General features: G+C 61.2%; 25 protein-coding genes. 15 read left to right on the top strand and 10 right to left on the bottom strand.

All coding sequences use genetic code 11. The annotated features are described in order from the left end of the window. Position 1: 1 nt before the first annotated feature. The 5 genes from GOX63_RS15095 to GOX63_RS15075 all read right to left on the bottom strand — a co-directional run bounded on the left by GOX63_RS15095 (position 2) and on the right by GOX63_RS15075 (position 4,092). A complete protein-coding gene (locus tag GOX63_RS15095) occupies positions 2–1,456 on the bottom strand; it encodes an efflux RND transporter periplasmic adaptor subunit (RefSeq protein ID WP_170327241.1) in 1,455 nt (484 codons plus the stop codon). A 106-nt stretch (positions 1,457–1,562) separates the two neighbouring features. Next, positions 1,563–2,105, bottom strand: a complete 543-nt coding sequence (moaB, locus tag GOX63_RS15090) for a molybdenum cofactor biosynthesis protein B (protein ID WP_170327242.1) — start codon at positions 2,103–2,105, stop codon at positions 1,563–1,565. Between the two features lie 6 nt (positions 2,106–2,111). Then, positions 2,112–2,732, bottom strand: coding sequence for a LysE family translocator (locus GOX63_RS15085; protein WP_170327243.1), 621 nt, complete (start codon positions 2,730–2,732; stop codon positions 2,112–2,114). Next, entirely contained in the window at positions 2,729–3,328 is a 600-nt protein-coding gene (locus GOX63_RS15080; RefSeq protein WP_170327314.1) for a metallophosphoesterase family protein, read from the bottom strand. The genes GOX63_RS15085 and GOX63_RS15080 overlap by 4 nt, the downstream gene beginning before the upstream one ends. After that, on the bottom strand, positions 3,328–4,092 hold the full coding sequence (locus GOX63_RS15075; protein WP_170327315.1) for a uracil-DNA glycosylase: 765 nt from the start codon (positions 4,090–4,092) through the stop codon (positions 3,328–3,330). The genes GOX63_RS15080 and GOX63_RS15075 overlap by 1 nt, the downstream gene beginning before the upstream one ends. An 85-nt stretch (positions 4,093–4,177) precedes the next feature. On the opposite strand from GOX63_RS15075, the gene GOX63_RS15070 reads away from it, so the two are divergent. From GOX63_RS15070 to GOX63_RS15030, 9 genes are all read left to right on the top strand, one after another. Next, positions 4,178–4,807 (top strand): scavenger receptor class F, member 2, encoded by a 630-nt coding sequence (locus GOX63_RS15070; protein WP_170546271.1) that lies wholly within the window; start codon positions 4,178–4,180, stop codon positions 4,805–4,807. A 59-nt stretch (positions 4,808–4,866) separates the two neighbouring features. Continuing rightward, a complete protein-coding gene (locus tag GOX63_RS15065) occupies positions 4,867–5,802 on the top strand; it encodes an aspartate carbamoyltransferase catalytic subunit (RefSeq protein WP_170327245.1) in 936 nt (311 codons plus the stop codon). Continuing rightward, positions 5,799–6,317 (top strand): hypothetical protein, encoded by a 519-nt coding sequence (locus GOX63_RS15060; RefSeq protein ID WP_170327246.1) that lies wholly within the window; start codon positions 5,799–5,801, stop codon positions 6,315–6,317. Before GOX63_RS15065 ends, GOX63_RS15060 begins: the two co-directional genes overlap by 4 nt. Beyond that, positions 6,302–6,688 carry a hypothetical protein gene (locus GOX63_RS15055; protein ID WP_367646735.1) on the top strand — a complete coding sequence of 129 codons (387 nt, stop codon included), beginning with the start codon at positions 6,302–6,304 and terminating at the stop codon, positions 6,686–6,688. The genes GOX63_RS15060 and GOX63_RS15055 overlap by 16 nt, the downstream gene beginning before the upstream one ends. Then, positions 6,685–7,965, top strand: coding sequence for a dihydroorotase (gene pyrC / locus GOX63_RS15050; protein ID WP_170327247.1), 1,281 nt, complete (start codon positions 6,685–6,687; stop codon positions 7,963–7,965). Before GOX63_RS15055 ends, pyrC begins: the two co-directional genes overlap by 4 nt. Beyond that, a complete protein-coding gene (gene plsY, locus GOX63_RS15045) occupies positions 7,965–8,570 on the top strand; it encodes a glycerol-3-phosphate 1-O-acyltransferase PlsY (protein WP_170327248.1) in 606 nt (201 codons plus the stop codon). Before pyrC ends, plsY begins: the two co-directional genes overlap by 1 nt. Then, the gene (locus tag GOX63_RS15040) at positions 8,567–8,836 is read left to right on the top strand and encodes a hypothetical protein (protein WP_170327249.1); all 270 of its coding nucleotides are present in this window, start codon (positions 8,567–8,569) and stop codon (positions 8,834–8,836) included. The genes plsY and GOX63_RS15040 overlap by 4 nt, the downstream gene beginning before the upstream one ends. A 195-nt stretch (positions 8,837–9,031) precedes the next feature. Beyond that, the gene (locus tag GOX63_RS15035; RefSeq protein WP_170327250.1) at positions 9,032–9,505 is read left to right on the top strand and encodes a YHS domain-containing (seleno)protein; all 474 of its coding nucleotides are present in this window, start codon (positions 9,032–9,034) and stop codon (positions 9,503–9,505) included. 271 nt (positions 9,506–9,776) lie between these two features. Next, positions 9,777–10,310: an outer membrane protein gene (locus tag GOX63_RS15030; protein WP_254435976.1), complete on the top strand. Its 534-nt coding sequence runs from the start codon at positions 9,777–9,779 to the stop codon at positions 10,308–10,310. Between the two features lie 52 nt (positions 10,311–10,362). Here the strand turns inward: GOX63_RS15030 and GOX63_RS15025 are convergent, their stop codons facing one another. Then, complete coding sequence (locus GOX63_RS15025; protein ID WP_170327252.1) at positions 10,363–11,346, bottom strand: quinone oxidoreductase family protein; 984 nt, start codon at positions 11,344–11,346, stop codon at positions 10,363–10,365. Positions 11,347–11,537: 191 nt separating this feature from the next. On the opposite strand from GOX63_RS15025, the gene GOX63_RS15020 reads away from it, so the two are divergent. Beyond that, positions 11,538–12,395: a DUF2189 domain-containing protein gene (locus tag GOX63_RS15020; RefSeq protein WP_170327253.1), complete on the top strand. Its 858-nt coding sequence runs from the start codon at positions 11,538–11,540 to the stop codon at positions 12,393–12,395. A gap of 34 nt (positions 12,396–12,429) precedes the next feature. Here GOX63_RS15020 and GOX63_RS15015 read toward each other — a convergent pair whose 3' ends face one another. Together GOX63_RS15015 and GOX63_RS15010 are read right to left on the bottom strand one after the other, a co-directional pair. Continuing rightward, a complete protein-coding gene (locus GOX63_RS15015; RefSeq protein WP_170327254.1) occupies positions 12,430–13,416 on the bottom strand; it encodes an NAD(P)H-quinone oxidoreductase in 987 nt (328 codons plus the stop codon). A gap of 56 nt (positions 13,417–13,472) precedes the next feature. Next, on the bottom strand, positions 13,473–14,165 hold the full coding sequence (locus GOX63_RS15010) for a COQ9 family protein (protein ID WP_170327255.1): 693 nt from the start codon (positions 14,163–14,165) through the stop codon (positions 13,473–13,475). Positions 14,166–14,276: 111 nt separating this feature from the next. Here GOX63_RS15010 and rpsU point away from each other — a divergent pair, with 111 nt between their 5' ends. From rpsU to GOX63_RS24005, 3 genes are all read left to right on the top strand, one after another. Continuing rightward, positions 14,277–14,483 carry a 30S ribosomal protein S21 gene (gene rpsU / locus GOX63_RS15005; protein WP_005614280.1) on the top strand — a complete coding sequence of 69 codons (207 nt, stop codon included), beginning with the start codon at positions 14,277–14,279 and terminating at the stop codon, positions 14,481–14,483. 295 nt (positions 14,484–14,778) lie between these two features. Further along, positions 14,779–15,861, top strand: a complete 1,083-nt coding sequence (locus tag GOX63_RS15000) for a CAP domain-containing protein (RefSeq protein ID WP_170546268.1) — start codon at positions 14,779–14,781, stop codon at positions 15,859–15,861. Positions 15,862–16,063: 202 nt separating this feature from the next. Next, entirely contained in the window at positions 16,064–17,254 is a 1,191-nt protein-coding gene (locus GOX63_RS24005; protein ID WP_170546266.1) for a CAP domain-containing protein, read from the top strand. 58 nt (positions 17,255–17,312) lie between these two features. Here the strand turns inward: GOX63_RS24005 and ppk2 are convergent, their stop codons facing one another. Continuing rightward, positions 17,313–18,230 (bottom strand): polyphosphate kinase 2, encoded by a 918-nt coding sequence (gene ppk2 / locus GOX63_RS14990; RefSeq protein WP_170327258.1) that lies wholly within the window; start codon positions 18,228–18,230, stop codon positions 17,313–17,315. A gap of 283 nt (positions 18,231–18,513) precedes the next feature. Here ppk2 and GOX63_RS24130 point away from each other — a divergent pair, with 283 nt between their 5' ends. Then, a complete protein-coding gene (locus GOX63_RS24130; RefSeq protein WP_170327259.1) occupies positions 18,514–19,353 on the top strand; it encodes a CPBP family intramembrane glutamic endopeptidase in 840 nt (279 codons plus the stop codon). 3 nt (positions 19,354–19,356) lie between these two features. On the opposite strand, the gene GOX63_RS14980 is transcribed toward GOX63_RS24130, so the two are convergent. Further along, positions 19,357–19,815: an Lrp/AsnC family transcriptional regulator gene (locus tag GOX63_RS14980; RefSeq protein WP_170327260.1), complete on the bottom strand. Its 459-nt coding sequence runs from the start codon at positions 19,813–19,815 to the stop codon at positions 19,357–19,359. Positions 19,816–19,952: 137 nt separating this feature from the next. Between GOX63_RS14980 and ald the strand changes: the two genes are divergently transcribed. Beyond that, the gene (ald, locus tag GOX63_RS14975) at positions 19,953–21,071 is read left to right on the top strand and encodes an alanine dehydrogenase (RefSeq protein ID WP_170327261.1); all 1,119 of its coding nucleotides are present in this window, start codon (positions 19,953–19,955) and stop codon (positions 21,069–21,071) included. Positions 21,072–21,154 lie beyond the last annotated feature (83 nt).

The following is a 21,154-nucleotide window of genomic DNA, read 5'->3' as shown; positions in this document are numbered from 1 at the left end:
CCTAGCCCCCTGCCCGGTTTTCGATGCTGCGCACCAGAGAGGCGGGAACCTTGGGCGCGCTCAGCTGGCTCAGGGCGCTGGCCTTGGCTTCAGTAGACATCTGTTCGCTGGCCTCGACCTGAGCGACCAGTTGGGCCCGCTGTTCGTCGGACAGTTCAACCATGCCCGGATCGGCCCCGGCGTTAGCCTCATCCCGCAGTGGGCGCACACGCACCCCGCCGCCCAGCAGCGGCGTGCGACCAATCACAACCTCGCGCCCAACCAGACCCTGCCCGCGCAGCAGAACCTCGTCGCCCTGACGGCGGATCAGCTGCACCGGCAGCGCCTCGAGCCTGTCATCGGCGCCCAGAACCAGCACCGTTCCCGCCGCATCCAGAACCGATGAGGGCAGGCGCACCACGTTATCCAGCGGCTGTTCCTCGACCGTTACGGTTACGAAATCGCCGGGCTTGAACCCCGGTGCGTCCTCCAGCCTTGCGTAGATCAGCCGCCCGGTCTGGCCTTCGCCCGCAGAACCGCTGTCGCGGCTGATGCGGCCTTGGGCCATCAGATCGGTTCCAGTGACCTCAAGGGATACGGTAACCGGCGCGTTGATCAGGTCACCCTCGGCATCCAGCAGGCGCACGTATTGCGCAGTCGAGACGCGAAACGCCACCTCAAGCGCGGTTGGATCAACCAGTTCCGCCAGTTTTTCATTGGCCGACACCAGCCGCCCTTCGACTAGCGTCACGTCTGTCAGCGTTCCGGCAAACCGCGCACGAACGGTCATGTCGTCCAGATCGCGTTCGGCGGCCTCAAGCGCGATACGGGCACGGGCCAGCAAGGTGGTCGCCTGATCGACCCGCGATTCCGCCTGGGCCAGCGATATGCGGCGGGCCAGAACTGATTGTTGCGCCGCCGCCTCGGCCAGTTCCGCTTCTTCCACGGCAGCGGGGGTGCCGACGCCGCGTCCCTGCAGGTCTTTTTGGCGCTGCAAGGCACGACCGCGCAGGGCCGCCTGCGCTTCGGCCGAGTTCAGTTCGTCCTGCGCCAGCAGAAGCGATCGTTCCGCGTCGCGTTCCTCGAATTGCGCATCCAGCAGGTCGGATTTGGCGCGATCCAGCGCCGATTGCGCATCCGCTGGGTCAAGTTCAACCAGAACCTCCCCTGCGGTCACGACGCCGCCATCCTCGAAATCCTCGGCCAGAGAGACCACACGCCCGCCCAACGCCGCGCGCAGTTCCAGACGGCGGCGGCTTTGCACCTCGCCAAAAGCCTCAAGATACGGCGTGACGGTTTCAAGTTCCGCCGGGCGCACGCTGACGGCAAAGATGCGTTCTCGTGCCTCGGGTGGCGTATTTTCACGCGTCAGCGCATCCTGCACCGCGCCGGTGATCAGTTGCGCCGCAACAAACAGCAGGGCCAGCGTCAGAAACGCCAGAAAGACACCCACAAGGCTTTGCCTCAGAAATCGCATCAATCCTTCACCCCGGTCGCTTCAGGCTGCCATACGTAAATGGTAGCTGGGCACGGAAAAATGCCAAGCCACAAAGCGGTTACGAACAGTTATACGTGCAACCAGTCTACTTCCGTCGCAGATGTTCGTCCAATCGGGGCATTATTTCCACGAAATTGCAGGGCCGATGCCGGTAATCGAACTGTTTTTCCAGAATCCCGTCCCAAGCGTCCTTGCAGGCGCCGGGACTACCGGGCAGGGCGAACAGATATGTACCGCCTGCCACGCCACCGGTTGCGCGGGACTGCACCGCTGAGGTGCCGATCTTTTCCATTGAAATGATGGTGAAAACCGTGCCGAACGCCTCGATTTCCTTTTCATAGACGTCGCGATGCGCCTCAACCGACACGTCGCGGCCCGTCAGGCCGGTGCCCCCGGTCGAGATCACCACGTCAATCTCGGGATCACCAACCCATAGCCGCAGTTGGGCTGCGATCTCGCCCCGTTCATCCCGGATGATCTTGCGATCGGCCACCGAATGGCCCGCACGCTCGATCCGGTCGACCAGCGTCTGACCCGAGCGGTCCTCGTTCAGCGACCGTGTGTCCGACACAGTCAGAACGGCGATCCGAACCGGAATGAACTCCATGTTTTCATCAATGCGCGACATATGGCGTCAGGCCCTTTCCATGATGGCAAGCCGGACGGCAAGGGCGGTGAAAATCCCCCCTGTCACCCAGCCCATAATACGAGAGGCGCGCGGGTTCGAGATCAGAACCTTGCCCGCGCCACCGGCAAAAATGCCCACCAGCCCGTTTACCACTAACCCGCCCAGCGCGATGATGACGCCAAAGATCAGGAATTGCGGCAGGATCGGGCCGGTGGCGGGGTTCACGAATTGCGGGATGAAGGCCAGCACGAACAGGATGACCTTGGGGTTGGTCAAGTTGACGACCATTCCATCCCGAAACGCATGGCTTGTGGGTTTCGCGGGCGCATCGGCAGACACCGCCCCGTTCCGTATGGCACCCCATGCCAGATACAGCAGGTAGGCCACGCCCATCCAGCGGATGACATCAAACAGCCACGGCAGGCTGTTGACAGCAGCACCCAACCCCAGCCCAGCCAGCAGCACGTGCACCATCAGCCCCAGCGAGATACCCGCACTGGCCACCAAAGCCGGTCGGGCACCCGACCGCAGGCCCTGACCAAAGCAGAACATCATGTCGGCGCCGGGGGTGAAGTTCAGCGCCAGAGCTGCCGGAATGAACGCCAGCAGAGTGACCGTTTCTATCATAAAGTGACCTCGAACCAGTTTACCTTGGGTCCCAGATTGGCGATCTGTGTGCGGCCGATTGTGCCGCGATAACCCCAGCTGTCATGGATATGACCGCACAGCGCGTATTGCGGCTGCAGCCGTTCTACTGCGTCGCGCACGGCGACCGAGCCGACCGCGTCGCCCCTAGACGTGACATCGCCATACCCCTTGGGCGGAGAATGCGCGATCAGAATGTCGGCGCCGTCGCAGCGGTCCAGCAACTCGGCGGCTTCGGCATCGGTCAGGTCGCAGGACCAGTCGCCAAACGGCGTGACCGGCACACCGTAGCCCAGCCCGAACAGGCGCAACCCGTCCAAGGTCATGCCGGTGCCGTGCAGCACATGGCCACCCTCGGGCGCGGCGTCAGCCAATTCCTGCGCGCTTTCCGCATTGCCAGGCACCATTACGAAGGGCGCAGAGATACCGGACAGCATCGCCATCGCCTCTTCCAGCCCCTGCCGCATGTTGCAGAAATCTCCGGCTCCGATCACCAGATCGGCTTCGGCGCTGGCGGCCACAACCTCGGCCGCGCGGTTGCGGGCCATATGCAAATCGGAAAAGGCCAGAATGCGCATCATTTCCCCTCCAGCTTGGCCCGGAGCTCCAGCAAGTCCGCCCAGGCGTGGCGCTTTATCTGCGGCTGGCGCAGCAGATAGGCAGGGTGGAACATCGGGATGACCGGCAGGTTCAGCGCCTGATCCCATTGCCCGCGCAGCCTTGTGATCCCGCGTTTGCCTAGCACCGCCTGACAGCTGATATTGCCCATGATCACCAGAACCTCGGGCTTGGCCAACGCCACGTGGCGTTCGAGAAACGGCTTCATCATCCCGATCTCTTCGGGTTTGGGGTCGCGGTTCTGCGGCGGCCGCCATGGCAGAACATTGGTGATGTAGACGTTCTGGCTGCGATCCAGATCAATCGCCGCCAGCATCCGGTCCAGCAATTGCCCGGCGCGGCCGACAAAAGGCTTGCCCTCGCGGTCTTCCTCGCGCCCCGGGGCCTCGCCAATGATCATCACCCGCGCGCCCGGCGTGCCGTCGGCAAACACCAACTGCCGCGCACCGCGTTTCAGCTCGCAATGATCGAAACCGTCCATTGCAGCCCGTAATTGGTCCAGCGACCCGGCGCTTTGGGCAGCAGCCTTTGCCACTGCGGCGGGGTCCACCTTTTTCGGCTTTTCGGGCACGGCCTGAATGGCTGCGGGTTTCTTGGCTTTGGGCGCAGTATCGGGCAGCGCATATCGGTCAACCGGCGCATCACCGATCGCGTCCGTTGCGCCCAGTTCAATCTGCCAGTCCAGCAGCGCCTGCGCAGTATGATAGTCCAAAGCCGATTCCATACCCCTCAATCTAACCAGCTTTTGATCGAGGGAAAGCGAATAGGCCTTGATCGGACCGTTCATCGCACCGACCATTGCGGCATTCATGATGGTCCTGTTGCGATTCCTTTTGATTTCCCTGCTGCTGATCCGGCTCAGCGGTCCGTCCTTTGCACAGCTTTTCGACCGCAACGGCCAATGCCGCCCCGGTCAGTTCCAATGCGGCACCCGCTGCTGTTCGGGCGGACAAAGATGCAGCTTTGACGGCCACTGCATCCCCCTGGGCGGCACCTATTGCGGCGGCGGGCGCACCTGCGGACCTTTCGAACGCTGCGTGGCCGGGGGCACCCGCTGCGCCCCTGCGGGGGCCAACAAATGTTATTCGCGGCTGGATTGCCCCGGAGGCACCTTCTGTAACGCGCGCGGCGAATGCGAGCGGACCTCACCCGAGTTTGACCCGAATACCGCAATCGAAGGGTTGCCCTCGCTATGCGACGACGGCCAGTCCTGCGCAGCGGGCACGTCCTGCCTGCCGGGCGGCGGATGCTCGCGGCCCGGCTGGTTCTTGTGCGAAGAAACCGACTCGCAATGTCGCCCCGGCTTCAAATGTTCCGAGCACCAGGGCTGTGTCCCGGTCAAGGCGGTCGATTGCGGTTATGGCAAGTGGTGCAAACCCGGTGAGCAGTGTTTGCCCGAAGGCGGATGCGAGAAACTGCCCGAAGGGTCTGAACCTTAGGTTGCCCTCGCGCGCGGGGCTTTCTATAAGCGGCTCGATTGTCAGACAGGAGCCCGCCCATGCGTTTCGCCCATCGTCACCTTCTTGGCATCGAGCATCTGTCGCAGTCCGATATCACCGCCATCCTCGATCTGGCCGAGAAATATGTCGACATGAACCGCCAGTCGACCAAGCATTCCGACGTGCTGTCGGGGCTGACGCAGATCAACATGTTCTTTGAAAACTCGACCCGGACGCAGGCCAGTTTCGAACTGGCGGGCAAGCGGCTGGGCGCGGATGTGATGAACATGGCGATGCAGGCCAGCTCGATCAAAAAGGGCGAGACCCTGATCGACACCGCAATGACGCTGAACGCGATGCACCCCGATCTTCTGGTGGTTCGGCATCCGCATTCCGGCGCGGTCGACCTGCTGGCGCAGAAAGTGAACTGCGCCGTGCTGAACGCAGGCGACGGGCGGCACGAACACCCGACGCAAGCCCTGCTGGACGCACTGACCATCCGCCGCGCCAAGGGTCGTTTGCACCGCCTGAACATTGCCATTTGCGGAGATGTCGCCCATTCCCGCGTGGCACGTTCGAACCTGATCCTGCTGGGCAAGATGGAAAACCGCATTCGCCTGATCGGGCCGCCGACGCTGGTGCCGGGCCAGTTCGCCGACTTCGGCGCCGAGATCTATGACGACATGAACGAGGGCCTGAAGGACGTCGACGTCGTGATGATGCTGCGACTTCAGAAAGAGCGGATGGACGGCGGCTTTATCCCCTCAGAACGCGAATATTATCACCGCTACGGTCTGGACGCCGCCAAACTGGCGCTGGCCAAACCCGACGCCATCGTCATGCATCCCGGCCCGATGAACCGCGGTGTCGAGATCGACGGGACTCTGGCTGACGACATCAACCGGTCCGTCATTCAGGAACAGGTCGAGATGGGCGTTGCCGTCCGCATGGCCGCGATGGAATTGCTGGCCCGCAACCTGCGAGACGCCGCATGAGCGATCTGACCATCGCCCCCCATGAACGCGGCGTGATCCGCCTGTTCACGCTGGATATGCGCCCGGAAGAGGCAAAGTTCCTGCGCGAACCGGGCGCTGCCGATCAGGCTCTGGGGGTGGTAGGGCTTGACCCGGGCCAGATCGACGTCTTTCCGGTCTCGGACCTCGAAGACCTTGGGCTTTATGGCTATCTGAACGAAGGCTGCGGCGTCTCGGCCGATCAGCTGGATCGCGCCGCGCTGGAGGCTATCGAAGGCTGGGTCATGGTCGTGCGCAGCGCCGCCTTTGGCGACCGCGCAGCAACGCTGACGCCGGACCCGAGGCTGCATCTGGCCGGTCTTTACACCGAAGAGGCCACCAACTGGACCGGCGGCCCGATTGAAACCGAAAGCGCCAAGCCGTTCTCGGCGCCGCAAGCAGTGCCACAAGATGACCGGCCCCGCCGCATCGGCTCGGCCATTCTGGCGCTGGCTATCCTACTGGCTATCGGAGGTGCCCTGTGGCTGATCCTGTGACCTTCGCCCCCGACAAAGGCGCCTATATCCGCACCAACGCATGGCTGGCCGCCTTCGCGATGGCCGCCGCGATGATCATTCTCTGGCTGATCGGCAACCCCTATCCCTGGACCGGCGCGCCCGCAGGCCTTGCGGCCATCGGCATTCGCGCGTGGTACCTGGCCTCCGAAGAGCTGGTCGCCACGTGGGAGATGACCGACACCACGCTCACCGGCCCCGGTCCGCGCAAAGTGGCGCTGAACCAGATACAGGCGGTCAACACCATTGGCAGCTTTGTCCAGATTGTCACCAAGGGCGGCGACAAGCACCTAATCAAATACCAGGCGGACCCGGCCGCCACCAAAGCCGCAATCGAAAGGGCCATGGCATGAGCAACCTGATCTTTACCAACGCCCGCCTGATCGACCCAGAATCCGGCACGGACAGCATCGGCTGGCTGCAGGTGGCCGAAGGCCGGATTGCCGCGCGCGGTGAAGGCGACGCCCCGGCATTGGACGCACAGGTCGTTGATTGCGGCGGCCACTGTCTGGCCCCCGGGATCGTTGATATCGGCGTCAAGGTTTGCGAGCCGGGCGAACGCCACAAGGAAAGCTACAAGTCCGCCGGTTTGGCCGCCGCTGCCGGAGGGGTGACCACCATCGTCACCCGCCCCGATACGCTGCCTGCCGTGGACACGCCTGAAACGCTGGAATTCGCCACCCGGCGGGCGCAGGCGGATGCGCCGGTGAACGTGCTGCCCATGGCCGCCCTGACCAAGAACCGCGAAGGGCGCGAGATGACCGAGATCGGCTTTCTGCAGGATGCCGGGGCCGTCGCCTTCACCGATTGCGATCACGTCATCGCCAATACCAAGGTGTTTTCCCGCGCGCTGACTTATGCACGGTCCTGCGGTGCGCTGGTCATCGCCCACCCGCAGGAACCGGGCCTCAGCAATGGCGCGGCGGCCACCAGCGGCAAATTCGCGGCCCTGCGGGGTCTGCCTGCGGTGTCACCAATGGCGGAACGCATGGGGCTGGACCGCGACATCGCGCTGCTGGAAATGACCGGTGCTGCCTATCACGCCGACCAGATCACCACCGCCCGCGCCCTGCCCGCGTTGGAGCGCGCCAAGCGCAACGGGCTGGACATAACCGCCGGAACCTCGATCCACCATCTGACGCTGAATGAGCTGGACGTCGCCGACTATCGCACCTTCTTCAAGGTCAAACCGCCGCTGCGGTCGGAAGACGACCGGCAAGCGGTAATCGACGCAGTGCGGTCCGGCCTGATCGACATCATCAGCTCGATGCACACGCCGCAGGACGAGGAAAGCAAACGCCTGCCGTTTGAAGAGGCGGCCTCGGGCGCGGTGGCGCTGGAAACGCTGCTGCCTGCGGCGCTGCGGCTGTATCACTCGGACCAGCTGGACCTGCCCACCCTGTTCCGCGCCATGGCGCTGAACCCTGCAAAACGGCTGGGGCTGGACGCCGGCCGTCTGGCCGAGGGCGCCCCCGCAGATCTGGTGCTGTTCGACCCGGATGTGCCCTTTGTGCTGGACCGGTTTTCATTAAAATCGAAATCGCAGAACACTCCGTTTGACGGCCAGCGGTTGCAGGGTAAGGTCACCGCAACTTATGTAGCAGGCCAAGAAGTTTACCGGAGATCCTGATGCCCCTACTCGACAGCACGATGACCCAGCTGATCCTCTGGGCCGCGATTGGGTATCTGATGGGGTCGATCCCGTTCGGCATGATCATTGCCAAGGTCATGGGGCTGGGCAATCTGCGCAATATCGGATCGGGCAATATCGGGGCTACCAATGTCTTGCGCACCGGCAACAAGGCCGCCGCCGCGCTGACACTGGTTTTTGATGCCGCCAAGGGTGCGGTCGCCGTATTGCTGGCCCGCGCACTGGCCGGAGAGGACGCCGCCCAGATCGCCGCCCTGACCGCGTTTCTGGGCCATTGTTTCCCGGTTTGGCTGGGGTTCAAGGGCGGCAAGGGCGTGGCCACCTTTCTGGGCCTGTGGCTGGCGCTGGACTGGCGCGTGGGAGTGGCCTGCTGCCTGAGCTGGCTGGTCGCCGCCGCGATCTGGCGGATTTCCTCGCTGGGCGCGTTGGTCGCCGCGGCAACGTCGACCCTCTGGGTGTTGCTGCTGACGGATGGTTCGACCTTTTTCCTGGGCATCATCCTGACCATGCTGGTCTATTGGCGCCACAGCGCGAACCTGGCGCGGATCAAGGCCGGGACCGAACCCAAAATCGGCCAGTCTTGATCGCCCCGGACGAATTTCTATCCGCGTTTTTTGCCATCCCACTTGGCTCGTCCATCGGGCAGAGCCAAGGCAGGCGGTATATCGTCAGTCGGACGGAATTGGCTGGCGGTAAATCCCATAAGCTGGTTGCGCATGAATTGGGCGGCGGCGATTACATCAGCCTGAACCTCTACCTGACCGACAGCAGTGGCGCGTTGTTACGCCCCTGCGAGATGCCCGCCGAGAAAGTCATAGCTTTCGTGGTTGCGTTCGAGCCCGACACCTGAGGCGGAAATGCGCAATTTTGAACAGCGCCCCTTCGTCGCCGCACATTCACGATTGATTGTTTTGAACGTGATGGCGGGATTGCCCACTTCGGTTGCGTGACGGCCAATTACCGGTCGCACGGACAAAAATCCCAAGAGGTGTCCTGGCGCAATTTCGGCGCCGCCGGACCACCCGTTTCACGAAAGGTGAAAACAATGAACAAGATCAAATCCATCATTGGCGGCGTCGCGCTGTCCGTTGCAATCGCAAGCTCGGCCCTGGCCGCAGGCGTTGAGCTGAACGCAAGCTCGACCGGTCTGGCGCTGCAGGGCTACGACCCGGTTGCCTATTTCACCGAAGGTCAGCCGACCAAAGGCGATTACCGCATCACCACGCTGCACAATGACGCGCTGTACCGCTTTGCCACTGAGGAAAACAAAGTCGCGTTCGAAGAAAACCCCGAAGCCTACCTGCCTGCCTATGGTGGCTACTGCGCCTTTGGTGCCGCGATGGGCTTCAAGTTTGACGGCGACCCGACCTATTGGAAAATCGTCGACAACAAGCTGTACCTGAACCTGTCGCAGGACATTCAGGAACGCTGGGAAGGCGACATCCCCGGCTTTATCGAGCAGGCCAGCACCAACTGGCAAACCATTGCCGACAAATCTCCGGCAGAATTGCAGCAATAAACTGCTGACAGAACCAGTCAGATCGGCGGCGGATCACTCTGCCGCCGATTGTCATTTGAAACAGCCATTTTTGGGACCTACATTTAAAGGAAGGGACGCGCCCGGTTTCAACGGGCCGGTGATGCCGCAGGTTACGAATGCGGTGCATCTTTTTTGGGTCGGAATAATTGAACAAACTGTGATCCGGTCGTGAGACCGGGCCGTAGTGATCAATAAAGACAAACAGGCAGCGCGGATTTGCTGCAGGCCATTTCCGATGAAAGGATATAACATGAAAGGTACGTTTCTTCTCGTCTCAACGATCGCGGCCTTGTCCGCAGGTGCAGCTGCGGCGCAGTCCTCGGGCAACTGGACCGGCTTCTACGGTGGTTTGCAGTTCGGTTACGCCGATATCGACACCAATATCTCGGGCGTGGAAGGCGACGGTGCGATCGGCGGTATCATCCTGGGCTATGACTACGACCTGAGCGATTGGGTTGTCGGCCTTGGTTTCGACTATGACTGGGCGAGTATCGGACTGGCCCCCGGCGTCAAGGTCGAGGATGTCTGGCGCGTCAAGGCACGCGCGGGCTACAAGGTGACCTCTACCGGATTGCTTTACGGTATCGGCGGCTTTGCCGAAGCCGGAACCGACAATCTGGGCAGCGAGGACGGCTGGTTCATCGGGGCCGGCTACGAACAGATCGTCGCCCCGAACATCAGCGTAGGTGGCGAGATCCTCTATCACGAATTCAGCAATTTCGACCGTACCGGCATCGACGTGGACGCAACCACCCTTCAGGTGCGCGCGGCCTATCGGTTCTGAACGGACGAAAGGTAAGCGTTGGACCCGGCCCCCGTGGGCCGGGTTCTGTGTGTCAGAGCTCCAAAACCGTGCTGCCGGTGGTCTGCCGGGCCTCAAGTGCGCGGTGGGCGTCGGCGACCTGATCCAGCGGGTAACGCTGATCGATATGGATTTTGACCTCTCCGCCCTCGACCTTGCCGAACAGACGCCGGGCCATCGCCTGACAGACCGCGTGATCGGATATATGGGTGAACAGGGTCGGGCGTGTGATCTTTAGCGAACCCTTCTTGGCCAGCATCCCGATATCCATCAACGGCACCGGCCCCGAAGCGTTGCCGAAGGAAATCATCATCCCCAGTGGCTTGAGGCTGTCCAGCGACCCGGTGAACGTATCCGCCCCGATCGAGTCCATCACCACATCCACCCCCTGGCCGCCGGTGATCTCGGCCACGCGTTCGGCAAAGTTTTCGGTGCGGTAATTGATGCAATGGGCGGCGCCGTTGAACTGCGCCAGACTGCATTTTTCATCGGTTCCGGCGGTGCCGATCAGGGTGATCCCCTCGGACTTGGCCCATTGGCAGGCAATCAGCCCCACACCCCCCGCCGCCGCGTGAAACAGCACTGTATCCCCGCGTTTCAGCGGCGTGGTGCGGTGAAACAGGTATTCCACCGTCATCCCCTTGAGCATCATCGCCGCCGCCACATCATAAGGAATCCCATCGGGCAGAGGGCAAACCTGCGCGGCGGGCATAACACGTGCCTCGGTATAAGCACCGGGCGGTGCTGCGGCATACGCAACGCGCTGACCGTATTCCAGATGCGTGACGCCTTCACCGACGGCGTCAACCACACCTGAAGCTTCCATGCCCAAAGCGTGCGGCAGTTCCATCGGATACAGCCCCGTGCGCTGGTAGACATCTATGAAATTCAATCCGCAGGCGCGTTGGAGGATGCGAACTTCTCCAGGTCCGGGGTTGCCAAAAACTCGATCTTCAATCTTCAGAACTTCAGGGCCGCCATGTTTTTTGATGACGACCGTTCTTGCCGTTTGCTGCATGCTCACCTCCTGTTGCCTGAACCCAAGCTAACACGCCTGAAAATAAGGGCAATCGGCACGATTCCGCGCCACGCAACCGCAACGCGAAAAAATGTGCTATACTGGGTTCAGGCGTTGCCGGCTGGTCCGGCCACGGGCAACCGATGCCGGAATCACCCTGCTGCGCAGTTACGCAAAGGGAGGGGATGACGATGGCCAAAACGATTGGAAATCCGATCAGCTGGGCCGCCCAGCACATCGGGGCGACCGGCGATCATATTGCTGAAAGCGTGAACCGTATCGGCAGCGCGGATACACGGCATCTGCCAAAGGTACAGACCTTGACGATGCAGGACCTGCGCGCCTGTCTGAGGGCGGGATACAACGATTTTCTGGAGACACGGGCCGATGCCATATTCATCGTGCTGATCTACCCCATCGCGGGGTTGCTGATGTTCGGGTTCGGACTGAATCGCAACATGGTGCCGTTACTGGCACCGCTGATTCTGGGGTTTGCCCTGATTGGTCCGATCGCCGCGGTTGGCCTGTACGAAATCAGCCGCAAACGCGAACAGGGGGGCGAGGTCCATTGGCTGGACGCCTTCGGCGTATTCCAGTCGCCATCTTTCGGCGCAATCCTGATGCTGGGCTTTTATCTGGTCATGTGGCTGCTGATCTGGCTGATGGTCGCGCAGAGCATCTATGTCCACACGCTGGGCCCCGACCTGCCCACATCAATCGGCGCCTTTGTTACGCAGGTCTTCACCACCGGCGCGGGCTGGACGATGATCATCTTCGGCAACGCGGTCGGATTCCTGTTTGCACTGGTCGCGCTGGCAATCAGCGTGGTCAGCTTTCCGCTGCTGCTGGATCGCAAAGTGGGGCTGCCGGTGGCGGTTGTGACCTCGGTTCGGGTGCTGCGCCACAATCCCGGAGTGATTCTGGCATGGGGCTTCATCGTCGCTGCCCTGTTGGTCCTTGGCGCAATCCCGATGATGTTGGGACTGATCGTGGTGATGCCGGTTCTGGGTCACGCCACATGGCACCTGTATCGCCGCGCGGTGGCCTGACGGAAGGCGCGCGGGACAAGCCCGCGCAGCCCGGTTAACCCGCGACCTTCAGGACGATCTTGCCGATATGGCCCGAGCTTTCCATCCGCGCGTGCGCCGCTGAGGCCTCTGCCAGATCGAACTCGCTGTCCATGACGGGGGCTACCTTCCCGGCCTCCAGCAACGGCCAGACCGCTTCGCGCAGTTCCTGAGCGATTTTCGCCTTGGCCAGATCGCTTTGCGGCCGCAGGGTGCTGCCGGTCAGGGTCAGGCGTTTGACCATCATCAGGGCAAAGTTCAGCTCGACCTTCGGCCCCTGCAGAAATGCGATCTGCACCAGACGGCCATCCTCGGCCAGCGTTTTGACGTTGCGGGGGATATAATCGCCGCCCACCATATCAAGAATCAGGTTTGCGCCGCCTTCGGCCCGCATGACGCCGACGAAATCCTCATCCCGGTAGTTGATCGCCCGCTCGGCACCCAGCTTGACGCAGGCCTCGCATTTCTCGTCCGATCCGGCAGTGGCAAAGACGCGGGCACCAAACGCATGGGCCAGTTGGATCGCCGTAGTTCCAATGCCGCTGGACCCACCATGCACCAGAAACCGCTCACCAGCCTTCAACCCGCCGCGCATAAAGACGTTGGACCAGACGGTAAAGAAGGTCTCAGGCAGGCATGCAGCCTCTTTCATCCCCATGCCCTTGGGGACCGGCAAACAATGTGCTGCGGGGGTGGCTACGTATTCGGCATATCCGCCACCGGGCAGCAGCGCGCAGACCTGATCGCCGACCGAAAGCCCTTCGACCCCGGTGCCTACGGCAACCACTTCGCCCGACGCCTCAAGCCCCGGCAGATCGCTGGCGCCCGGAGGCGGATCATAGGCCCCTGCCCGTTGCAACGCATCGGGGCGATTCACCCCTGCATAAGCGACCTTGAGGATCACCTGGCCGTTTTGCGGCTCGGGGATCGGGCGTTCGATCAGTTGCAGAACATCCGGGCCGCCGGGCTGCGAGATTTCTACGGCGCGCATCGTCTGGGTCATGGGCAAATCCTCCTTTGCCCAATGCCTAGCAGGCAATTTCCGGAAGGCCCAGATGCTTACTTGCGCGGGTTCAGCATCCCGGGCAGATCAGCGCGCATTTTCATCGGTGGCTTCACCTGGCTGGCGAACCAGTTCGGCACCGCAAGGAACGGTTTGAACAGCGGATTGTCGTTCACCTGCGCTTTGAGCTTCTCGAACTGCATGACGTTGTCGATGCGGCGATCCAGAAACTCCCACGTTTTTTCATGATCCGGAGAATCATCGCCCAGCCAGAACAACAAGGTCGAGGAATATACCCCCGACAGGGTCGCGCGTTTGGTGTACCAGTTCACATCGTCCGAGGTATCGCCCAGCGTGTCCCAGATTAGGTCGCAGGTCTGCCACAGCGCCTTGGCCCCGTCCGCCGCATGGGTTGGCAGGGAAAACAGCGTCATCCCCCGGCGCACCAGTTCCTTGTCGGGCACAGCCTCAAGCCGGAACCGGACACCGGCAGCCACGCGGTCGCGGAACTTCATCTCGCTTAGGTCGGTGGATTTCAGGCGTTCCACCATCGCCGCATCACCCCGCGCGTGAAAGGCCAGCGCCAGATCGACCGCCCCACGCGGGCAGATTGCCCGCGCCAGACCCTCATCCATATCGCAATCGGTGATCGCGGCGCGAAAGCTGGCCTCGGACCAGCCATCAAACGGCACATGGATCAGCATCGCGTCCAAAAGCTGTTGTTTTGCATCTTCATAGGTAAGGGTCATGGCGGTTCTCCGGTTCTCGGGGCCAGTACTAGACAAGATACATCGGCTTTGCTATACGGCCAACTCCTGCAATTTCCTTGCAACTCTATCTAGAAAGGTGGTGACAACCACATGCAGGTTAGTGTTCGCGACAATAACGTCGATCAGGCGCTTCGTGCCCTGAAGAAAAAGCTGCAGCGCGAAGGCGTGTTCCGTGAAATGAAGCTGAAGCAACATTTCGAGAAACCGTCCGAGAAAAAAGCGCGCGAGAAGGCTGAAGCGATCCGTCGTGCCCGTAAACTGGCACGTAAGAAAGCACAGCGCGAAGGTTTGCTCTAAAACCTCGCTCGTCCAGCTTTGGATGACACTATTTGACGACCCCCGAGGCCCTGCCCGGGGGTTTGTCGTTTCAGGCACCGGTTTTATTTCGCCGAATCGGTCACCGCACTAAGCGACAAGCTGCCAAATCCGTTTCAGCAACATTTTGCCCGGCATGTTGCAGCGCAACGAATCTTGCATCGGTAGCACGCCCCTGCCGGATTTCGCCTGAATCCCCGCCTCCTCTGTCCGACCGCTCGGTGCCCCCTGTAACTGGCCCCGTCTGCACAGACGACCACTCAAACCGGAGGCAAAAATGTCGACTGCAAGTACATTCGAGCAAGAAATGCTGGCGCTCATCAACGAAGAGCGCACATCCCGCGGGCTGAACCCGCTGAAGCTGGAAACCCGCCTGAATGACTCGGCCGAGGATCACAGCACCTGGATGCTGAACACCGATACGTTCAGCCATACCGGATCGAACGGTTCCAGCGCGACCGAGCGGATGCAAGATGCCGGGTTCGACTTTTCCGGCAGCTGGCGGTCGGGTGAAAACATCGCCTGGCAATCGGAACGCGGCGCGCCGGGCATCAGCGATGATGTCGAACAGCTGCACCAGAGCCTGATGAACAGCCCGGGCCACCGCGCCAATATCCTGAACCCCGATTACGAATATATCGGCATCGGTATCGAAGAAGGCGACTACAACGGTTGGGACGCCGTCATGGTGACCCAGAACTTTGCCACCACCGATGGGACGGTTGTGCTGGACAACGGTGCCGCGCCGATGCCTCCGGTAGAAGAACCTGTTGCCGAAGACCCAGTGGTGGAAGAACCGGATACTGACGTTACCGAGACCGAGGAACCGGCGGACGAAACACCCGACACCGACGTCACCGAAACCGAAGAACCGGCGGACGAAGCGCCCGACACCGACGTCACCGAAACCGAGGAACCGACGGACAAAACACCCGACACCGACGTCACCGAAACCGAAGAACCGGTGGACGAAATACCCGATACCGACGTCACCGAAACCGAGGAACCGGCGGAGGAAACACCCGACACTGACGTCACCGAGACCGAGGAACCGGCGGACGAAACACCCGACACTGACGTTACCGAAGCCCCGGCAAACGATAGTTTTGACGTCGAGGCGTTTCTTGCGGCGATTGAAGAGTTCGTGAATGAACTGCTGGTTCTGGTCGACGACATCAGGCTGAACGACTTCGCGGCAACCGAGACCACTCAGGTCGAGGATGATTTCATGCTGACCTGGAACATGGATGAAGACACCCCGGCCGAAACCGAGATCACATCGGACATGGGCGCGGAGATGCAGGACGATTTCGTCAACTTCTTCTCCATCGACACTGTCTGCATGGTGGACTTCGCCTAAGCGTACAGACAATCAGCGGGGCGCCTTGGCGGTGCCCCGCCTATATGCGCAGGGTATTCTGCGCGATTTCTTGCACAAAACGGGTAAAATCGGCGGTGACAATTCGCTCAGCGGGCCGGCCTGTCCGGTTTGCGGCCTTATCTCGCCTAAGTCTCGCCATTAATGTCCCGCCAAAATAACACGATCCACTGGAGGCAGAATCATGGCAATCGCTAGCGATCTAGAACGGCAAATGCTTGCGTTGATCAACCAGGAGCGGACAAGCCGGGGGCTTCAACCCCTGCAGCTTGAACAGAGGCTGAATGACTCAGCCGAAGACCATAGCGAATGGATGCTGCAGACGAACACGTTCAGCCACACCGGTCAGGGTGGCTCCAGCGCAACCGAGCGGATGAGAGATGCGGGCTTCGATTTCTCAGGCAGCTGGGCCTCTGGTGAGAACATCGCCTGGCAATCCGAACGCGGAGCCAGCGGCGCCAGCGACGACGTCGTTCAGCTGCATCAAAGCCTGATGGACAGCCCCGGCCACCGTGCCAATATTCTTAACCCCGACTTCCGTTATATCGGGCTGGGCATCGAAGAAGGCAACTTCAACGGTTGGGACGCCGTGATCGTGACGCAGAACTTTGCCGCCACCAACGGTACGGTTGTGCTGGACAACGGCGGCTCGGCACCTGCGCCTGCGCCCGCACCCGCGCCTGCCCCTGTAGAACCGGGGCCTGAATATGTGAACGCAGGCACTGTTGGCGATGATGGGGACAACTGGTTCGCTCTCAACCTCGACCAGGCGGGCTCGTTGGAAGGGCGCGGTGGTAACGACACGCTGACCGGCGCAAACGGCGGTGATTTCCTTCACGGCGGCACGGGCAATGACACGTTGATCGGCTATGGCGGCGATGACGCCCTGATCGGTGGTCAGGGAACGGACCTACTGAGAGGCGCGGACGGAAACGACTTTATCCAGGGCAGCCGGGGCAACGACAGGCTGCATGGCGGCAACGGCAATGACCTGATGTTGGGCGGCACCGAGAACGACCGAATTCAATCCGGCAACGGCAATGACGTCCTGAGGGGCGAACGTGGCGAAGATGACCTTTTTGGCGGAGCGGGTAGTGACATTCTGTATGGCGGCCGCGACGACGACAACCTGACCGGCGGGTCCGGTTCAGACCTGTTCGTCTTCACCACCGGGGCGGACACCGTTCTCGATTTCTCCGGCGACGACTACATCGACCTCAGCGGCACGGCCGCGATCACGGGCTATAGCGACCTGATGAACAATCACATTTCGCAGTCCGGCAGCGATGTGGTGATCGACGACGGCAACGGCAACAGCCTGATCCTGGCGAATACGCAGGTGTCGGACCTGTCACAGGAGTATTTCGTGTTCTGATTTTCCCGGCATTCCAAACTGAAAACGCCCCCGAATTCGGGGGCGTTTTTGTTTGTGATCAGTAGATCTTGGGCACGTGCAGCTCGTCCGGCAAAACGCGGCGTTCGTATTCCGGGTTGTAGCGTCTGTCCGGCAGATCGACTTTTTCCTGCGGCACATCGGTATAGGGGATCTTGGTCAGAAGATGCTCGATACAGTTCAGGCGTTCGCGTTTTTTGTCATTGCCTTCGACAATGTACCACGGCGCCTCGGGGATGTTGGTGCGGAAGAGCATGTCTTCTTTGGCCTTGGTGTAGGCCTCCCAGCGGATGCGCGACTCCAGGTCCATCGGCGACAGTTTCCACTGCTTCATCGGGTCGTGAATACGCATGAGGAATCGCAACTGCTGTTCCTCGTCGGTGATCGAGAACCAGTATTTCAGCAGGATGATCCCGGAGCGCACCAGCATCCGTTCAAATTCCGGAACGTCCTGAAAGAACTGTTCAACCTGATCTTCGCTGGCGAAGCCCATCACCCGCTCGACCCCGGCGCGGTTGTACCAGGAGCGGTCGAACAGAACGATTTCACCCGCCGCAGGCAGGTGCGGAACGTAGCGCTGGAAATACCACTGGCTTTGTTCACGACGGCTGGGCGCAGGCAGGGCGACCACGCGGGCCACCCGTGGGTTCAGGCGTTGGGTGATGCGCTTGATCACCCCCCCTTTGCCCGCGCTGTCGCGGCCTTCGAACAGGATACAGACCTTGGCCCCGGTATGTTGCACCCAATCCTGAACTCTGATCAGCTCAGCCTGCAGTCGCAGCAGGTTTCGGAAATAGACTTTGCGATCCAGCATGTCCGGGTGCTGATCTTTATAGATCTTACGGACTTCCATCGAGAGCATGGGCTCGCTGAACTCAATCTCGAAATCTTCGTCCAGCGTGTCTTCCAACTCGGCTTCCAGCCAGTCTTTGGGGGCATCATTGTTTTCGTAAGCCAAGGTTACATCCTTATCGTCTATCGGGTCCGGACCGTACAGGGCGCGTGTAACCGCCTGATGTCATCAGAGAAATTGATGAAACCCTCGCCAATTATGCGCTGCGGACGCTGAGACATGCAACGCAGGCGGGCGTTCGGCCTTCCCCTATTTGAACGCGCAAGCGGCGGGATACAAGCGTCAGAATTGACGCATTGCCAACGGGTTGGTGTAAAGCTGCCGTTTCCACACTTGCCACAGACCACAATCCAACGGCAAAAATGGCCCGTCAAAGCATGAGACCACCGTGACGTATTTTCTGTCCCTTCTGCCCGCTATTTGGCCCTGGTTCATCCTGATTGCCGCACAAACGGGCGCGGTGTCAGGTCGACGGGGGTTGGGCCTGACTTTGCTGGCCATGCTCGGATGCATCGCTCTGGCACTTGGGCTGGTTACACCGCTGGCGGTTGGGATTGCGTGCTTTGGGTTGCTGGGTGCGGCGGGGCTGCGACACCTGTCCGGGCCAGCGGCTCTGGCGGGGCATCTGGCGCTGATCCTGTGGTGTCTTGCTTTGGGCGCGCATCTGGTTCCCGGATTTCACAACCTGCTGGTGCTGGATCAGGTTCAGGCGGGACCGGACAGCGCCGCTTTCACTATGTATCTGAATCTGGACAAGCCGCTGGTTTTGTTTGCTGTCCTGCTGGCTTGGCCCGGAATGATCCAAGGTGCAAAGCCGACCAAAGCCGCGCCTCTGTCGGTTGGCCTGCTTATGCTACCCGCGCTGTTCCTGCTGGGGCTTGCCACAGGCGCTGTGCGACCCGAGATCGGCCTGCCCACGTGGTGGTTGGTCTTCGCGCTGTCGAACCTGTTCCTGACCTGCCTGACCGAAGAGGCCTTTTTCCGCGGTTATCTGCAATCGATCATAACCTCAAAAACCGGGGCCACCATCGGGATCGCAGCGGCCAGCCTGTTATTCGGTCTGGCCCACGCGGGTGGAGGCCCGGCGCTGGTGGTGTTCGCGTCGGTCCTCGGGGCGGCCTGCGGGTTGGGCTATTATGCGACCGGGCGGCTTTGGGTGCCGGTTCTGATACACTTCGGCTTCAACGCCCTGCATCTGATCCTGTTCACCTATCCCGGACCGGTCTGATCGTCACACCGGCAAGGCGGTGGTCTTGAAAACCGTGCGCAACGCGAATGAGCTTTGCATCTGCGCCACCCCCGGCAAGCGTGACAGGTATTGGCGATGGATGCGGGCAAAATCCTCGGTGTTTTCGGCAACGACCTTCAGGATGTAATCCGCCGTGCCCGCCATCAGATGACATTCCAGCACGTCGGGAATACGGGCCACTGCCTTTTCGAACGCGTCCAGCAGTTCTTCGGCCTGTCCTTGCAGCGTAATCTCGACGAACACCGTCGTCGGCACATTCATCTTGCGCGCATCCAGCAGCGCCACATAGTTGCGGATATACCCGTCCGCCTCCAGCCGCTGCACCCGCCGGTGGCAGGCCGACGGAGACAGATTTACCTGCTCGGACAGTTCGGCATTCGACATGCGGCCGTCCCGCTGAAGGGCTGCCAAAATCTTTCTATCTGTCGTATCTACGCTCATCGACGCAATTCCTTTGCAGAGATTCGACAATTTAGCGGAAATTCTCCCAAAGAAAAGCCAATTCGCGGGCAGAGTTTCACAGAAATTGCGCCCCGGAATGCCCATTATTTAAGCAGTTTATGAATGGAGGAACAAAAATGAAAATCGGTTGCCCCAAGGAAATCAAACCCCAGGAATTCCGCGTCGGCATGACCCCCAATGCCGCGCAAGAGGCTGTCGCGCGTGGCCACGAGGTTCTGATCGAAACCAATGCCGGGATCGGCTCGGGCTTTGACAATGACGCCTATATCGCCGCAGGCGCGCGGATCATCGACACGGCGGAAGAGGTGTTCGCCACCGCCGACATGATCGTCAAGGTCAAGGAACCGCAAGCGGTTGAGCGCAAGATGCTGCGCGAAGGCCAGCTGCTGTTCACCTACCTGCACCTGGCACCCGACCCGGATCAGACACATGATCTGTTGGAGTCGGGCTGCACCGCGATTGCCTATGAAACCGTGACCGATGCAAATGGCGGCTTGCCCCTGCTTGCGCCGATGTCCGAGGTTGCCGGTCGTCTGGCGCCTCAGGTCGGCTCGTGGACTCTGCAAAAGGCCAATGGCGGCCGCGGCGTTCTGATGGGCGGCGTACCCGGTGTTGGCCCGGCGAAAGTAGTCGTGATCGGTGGCGGCGTCGTTGGTACGCATGCAGCCAAGATTGCTGCCGGCATGGGCGCGGATGTCACTGTTCTGGATCGCTCGCTGCCGCGGCTGCGGTATCTGGATGATGTCTTTGGCGACACATTCAACAACCAGTACTCGACCGCCGGTGCCACCGCAGAACTGATTCAAGACGCAGATATGGTCATCGGCGCGGTTCTGATCCCCGGTGCAGCTGCACCCAAACTGATCAGCCGCGAACAACTGTCGACCATGAAACCCGGTGCGGTTCTGGTGGACGTGGCGATCGACCAGGGCGGCTGCTTTGAGACGTCAAAAGCCACCACCCACGCGGACCCGATCTATGACGTGGACGGCATCATGCACTATTGCGTGGCCAACATGCCGGGCGCGGTTGCGCGCACCTCGACCATCGCACTGGGCAACGCGACGATGCCGTTCATGCTGTCGCTGGCGGACAAAGGTTGGAAGCAGGCATGTCAGGATGACGAGCACCTGCTGGCCGGTCTGAACGTCCACGCCGGCCAATTGACGTACTACGCTGTTGGTAAGGCCCTGGGGATCGACGTGGTTTCGCCCAACGTAGTGATCAAGTCCTGAAGCGCTCCCGCCCCTGCAAGCGCCCTTTGACGAGGGCGCTTGCAGCGTTGGGCCGGGCGCCGCACCATCGGTGCGGCGCGGTT

This window comes from Ruegeria arenilitoris (assembly GCF_013031355.1).
Taxonomy (GTDB): Bacteria; Pseudomonadota; Alphaproteobacteria; order Rhodobacterales; family Rhodobacteraceae; genus Ruegeria; species Ruegeria arenilitoris_C.
Note: the sequence above shows the minus strand (reverse complement) of the source record. Positions and strands in the feature narration are given on the sequence as shown.

Bases quoted from the DNA above. Each gene is read 5' to 3' on its own strand.
- GOX63_RS15095 (WP_170327241.1), bottom strand. From the start codon at position 1,456: ATGCGATTTCTGAGGCAAAGCCTTGTGGGTGTCTTTCTGGCGTTTCTG.
- moaB (WP_170327242.1), bottom strand. From the start codon at position 2,105: ATGTCGCGCATTGATGAAAACATGGAGTTCATTCCGGTTCGGATCGCC.
- GOX63_RS15085 (WP_170327243.1), bottom strand. From the start codon at position 2,732: ATGATAGAAACGGTCACTCTGCTGGCGTTCATTCCGGCAGCTCTGGCG.
- GOX63_RS15080 (WP_170327314.1), bottom strand. From the start codon at position 3,328: ATGCGCATTCTGGCCTTTTCCGATTTGCATATGGCCCGCAACCGCGCG.
- GOX63_RS15075 (WP_170327315.1), bottom strand. From the start codon at position 4,092: ATGGAATCGGCTTTGGACTATCATACTGCGCAGGCGCTGCTGGACTGG.
- GOX63_RS15070 (WP_170546271.1), top strand. From the start codon at position 4,178: ATGATGGTCCTGTTGCGATTCCTTTTGATTTCCCTGCTGCTGATCCGG.
- GOX63_RS15065 (WP_170327245.1), top strand. From the start codon at position 4,867: ATGCGTTTCGCCCATCGTCACCTTCTTGGCATCGAGCATCTGTCGCAG.
- GOX63_RS15060 (WP_170327246.1), top strand. From the start codon at position 5,799: ATGAGCGATCTGACCATCGCCCCCCATGAACGCGGCGTGATCCGCCTG.
- pyrC (WP_170327247.1), top strand. From the start codon at position 6,685: ATGAGCAACCTGATCTTTACCAACGCCCGCCTGATCGACCCAGAATCC.
- plsY (WP_170327248.1), top strand. From the start codon at position 7,965: ATGCCCCTACTCGACAGCACGATGACCCAGCTGATCCTCTGGGCCGCG.
- GOX63_RS15035 (WP_170327250.1), top strand. From the start codon at position 9,032: ATGAACAAGATCAAATCCATCATTGGCGGCGTCGCGCTGTCCGTTGCA.
- GOX63_RS15030 (WP_254435976.1), top strand. From the start codon at position 9,777: ATGAAAGGTACGTTTCTTCTCGTCTCAACGATCGCGGCCTTGTCCGCA.
- GOX63_RS15025 (WP_170327252.1), bottom strand. From the start codon at position 11,346: ATGCAGCAAACGGCAAGAACGGTCGTCATCAAAAAACATGGCGGCCCT.
- GOX63_RS15020 (WP_170327253.1), top strand. From the start codon at position 11,538: ATGGCCAAAACGATTGGAAATCCGATCAGCTGGGCCGCCCAGCACATC.
- GOX63_RS15015 (WP_170327254.1), bottom strand. From the start codon at position 13,416: ATGACCCAGACGATGCGCGCCGTAGAAATCTCGCAGCCCGGCGGCCCG.
- GOX63_RS15010 (WP_170327255.1), bottom strand. From the start codon at position 14,165: ATGACCCTTACCTATGAAGATGCAAAACAACAGCTTTTGGACGCGATG.
- rpsU (WP_005614280.1), top strand. From the start codon at position 14,277: ATGCAGGTTAGTGTTCGCGACAATAACGTCGATCAGGCGCTTCGTGCC.
- GOX63_RS15000 (WP_170546268.1), top strand. From the start codon at position 14,779: ATGTCGACTGCAAGTACATTCGAGCAAGAAATGCTGGCGCTCATCAAC.
- GOX63_RS24005 (WP_170546266.1), top strand. From the start codon at position 16,064: ATGGCAATCGCTAGCGATCTAGAACGGCAAATGCTTGCGTTGATCAAC.
- GOX63_RS14980 (WP_170327260.1), bottom strand. From the start codon at position 19,815: ATGAGCGTAGATACGACAGATAGAAAGATTTTGGCAGCCCTTCAGCGG.
- ald (WP_170327261.1), top strand. From the start codon at position 19,953: ATGAAAATCGGTTGCCCCAAGGAAATCAAACCCCAGGAATTCCGCGTC.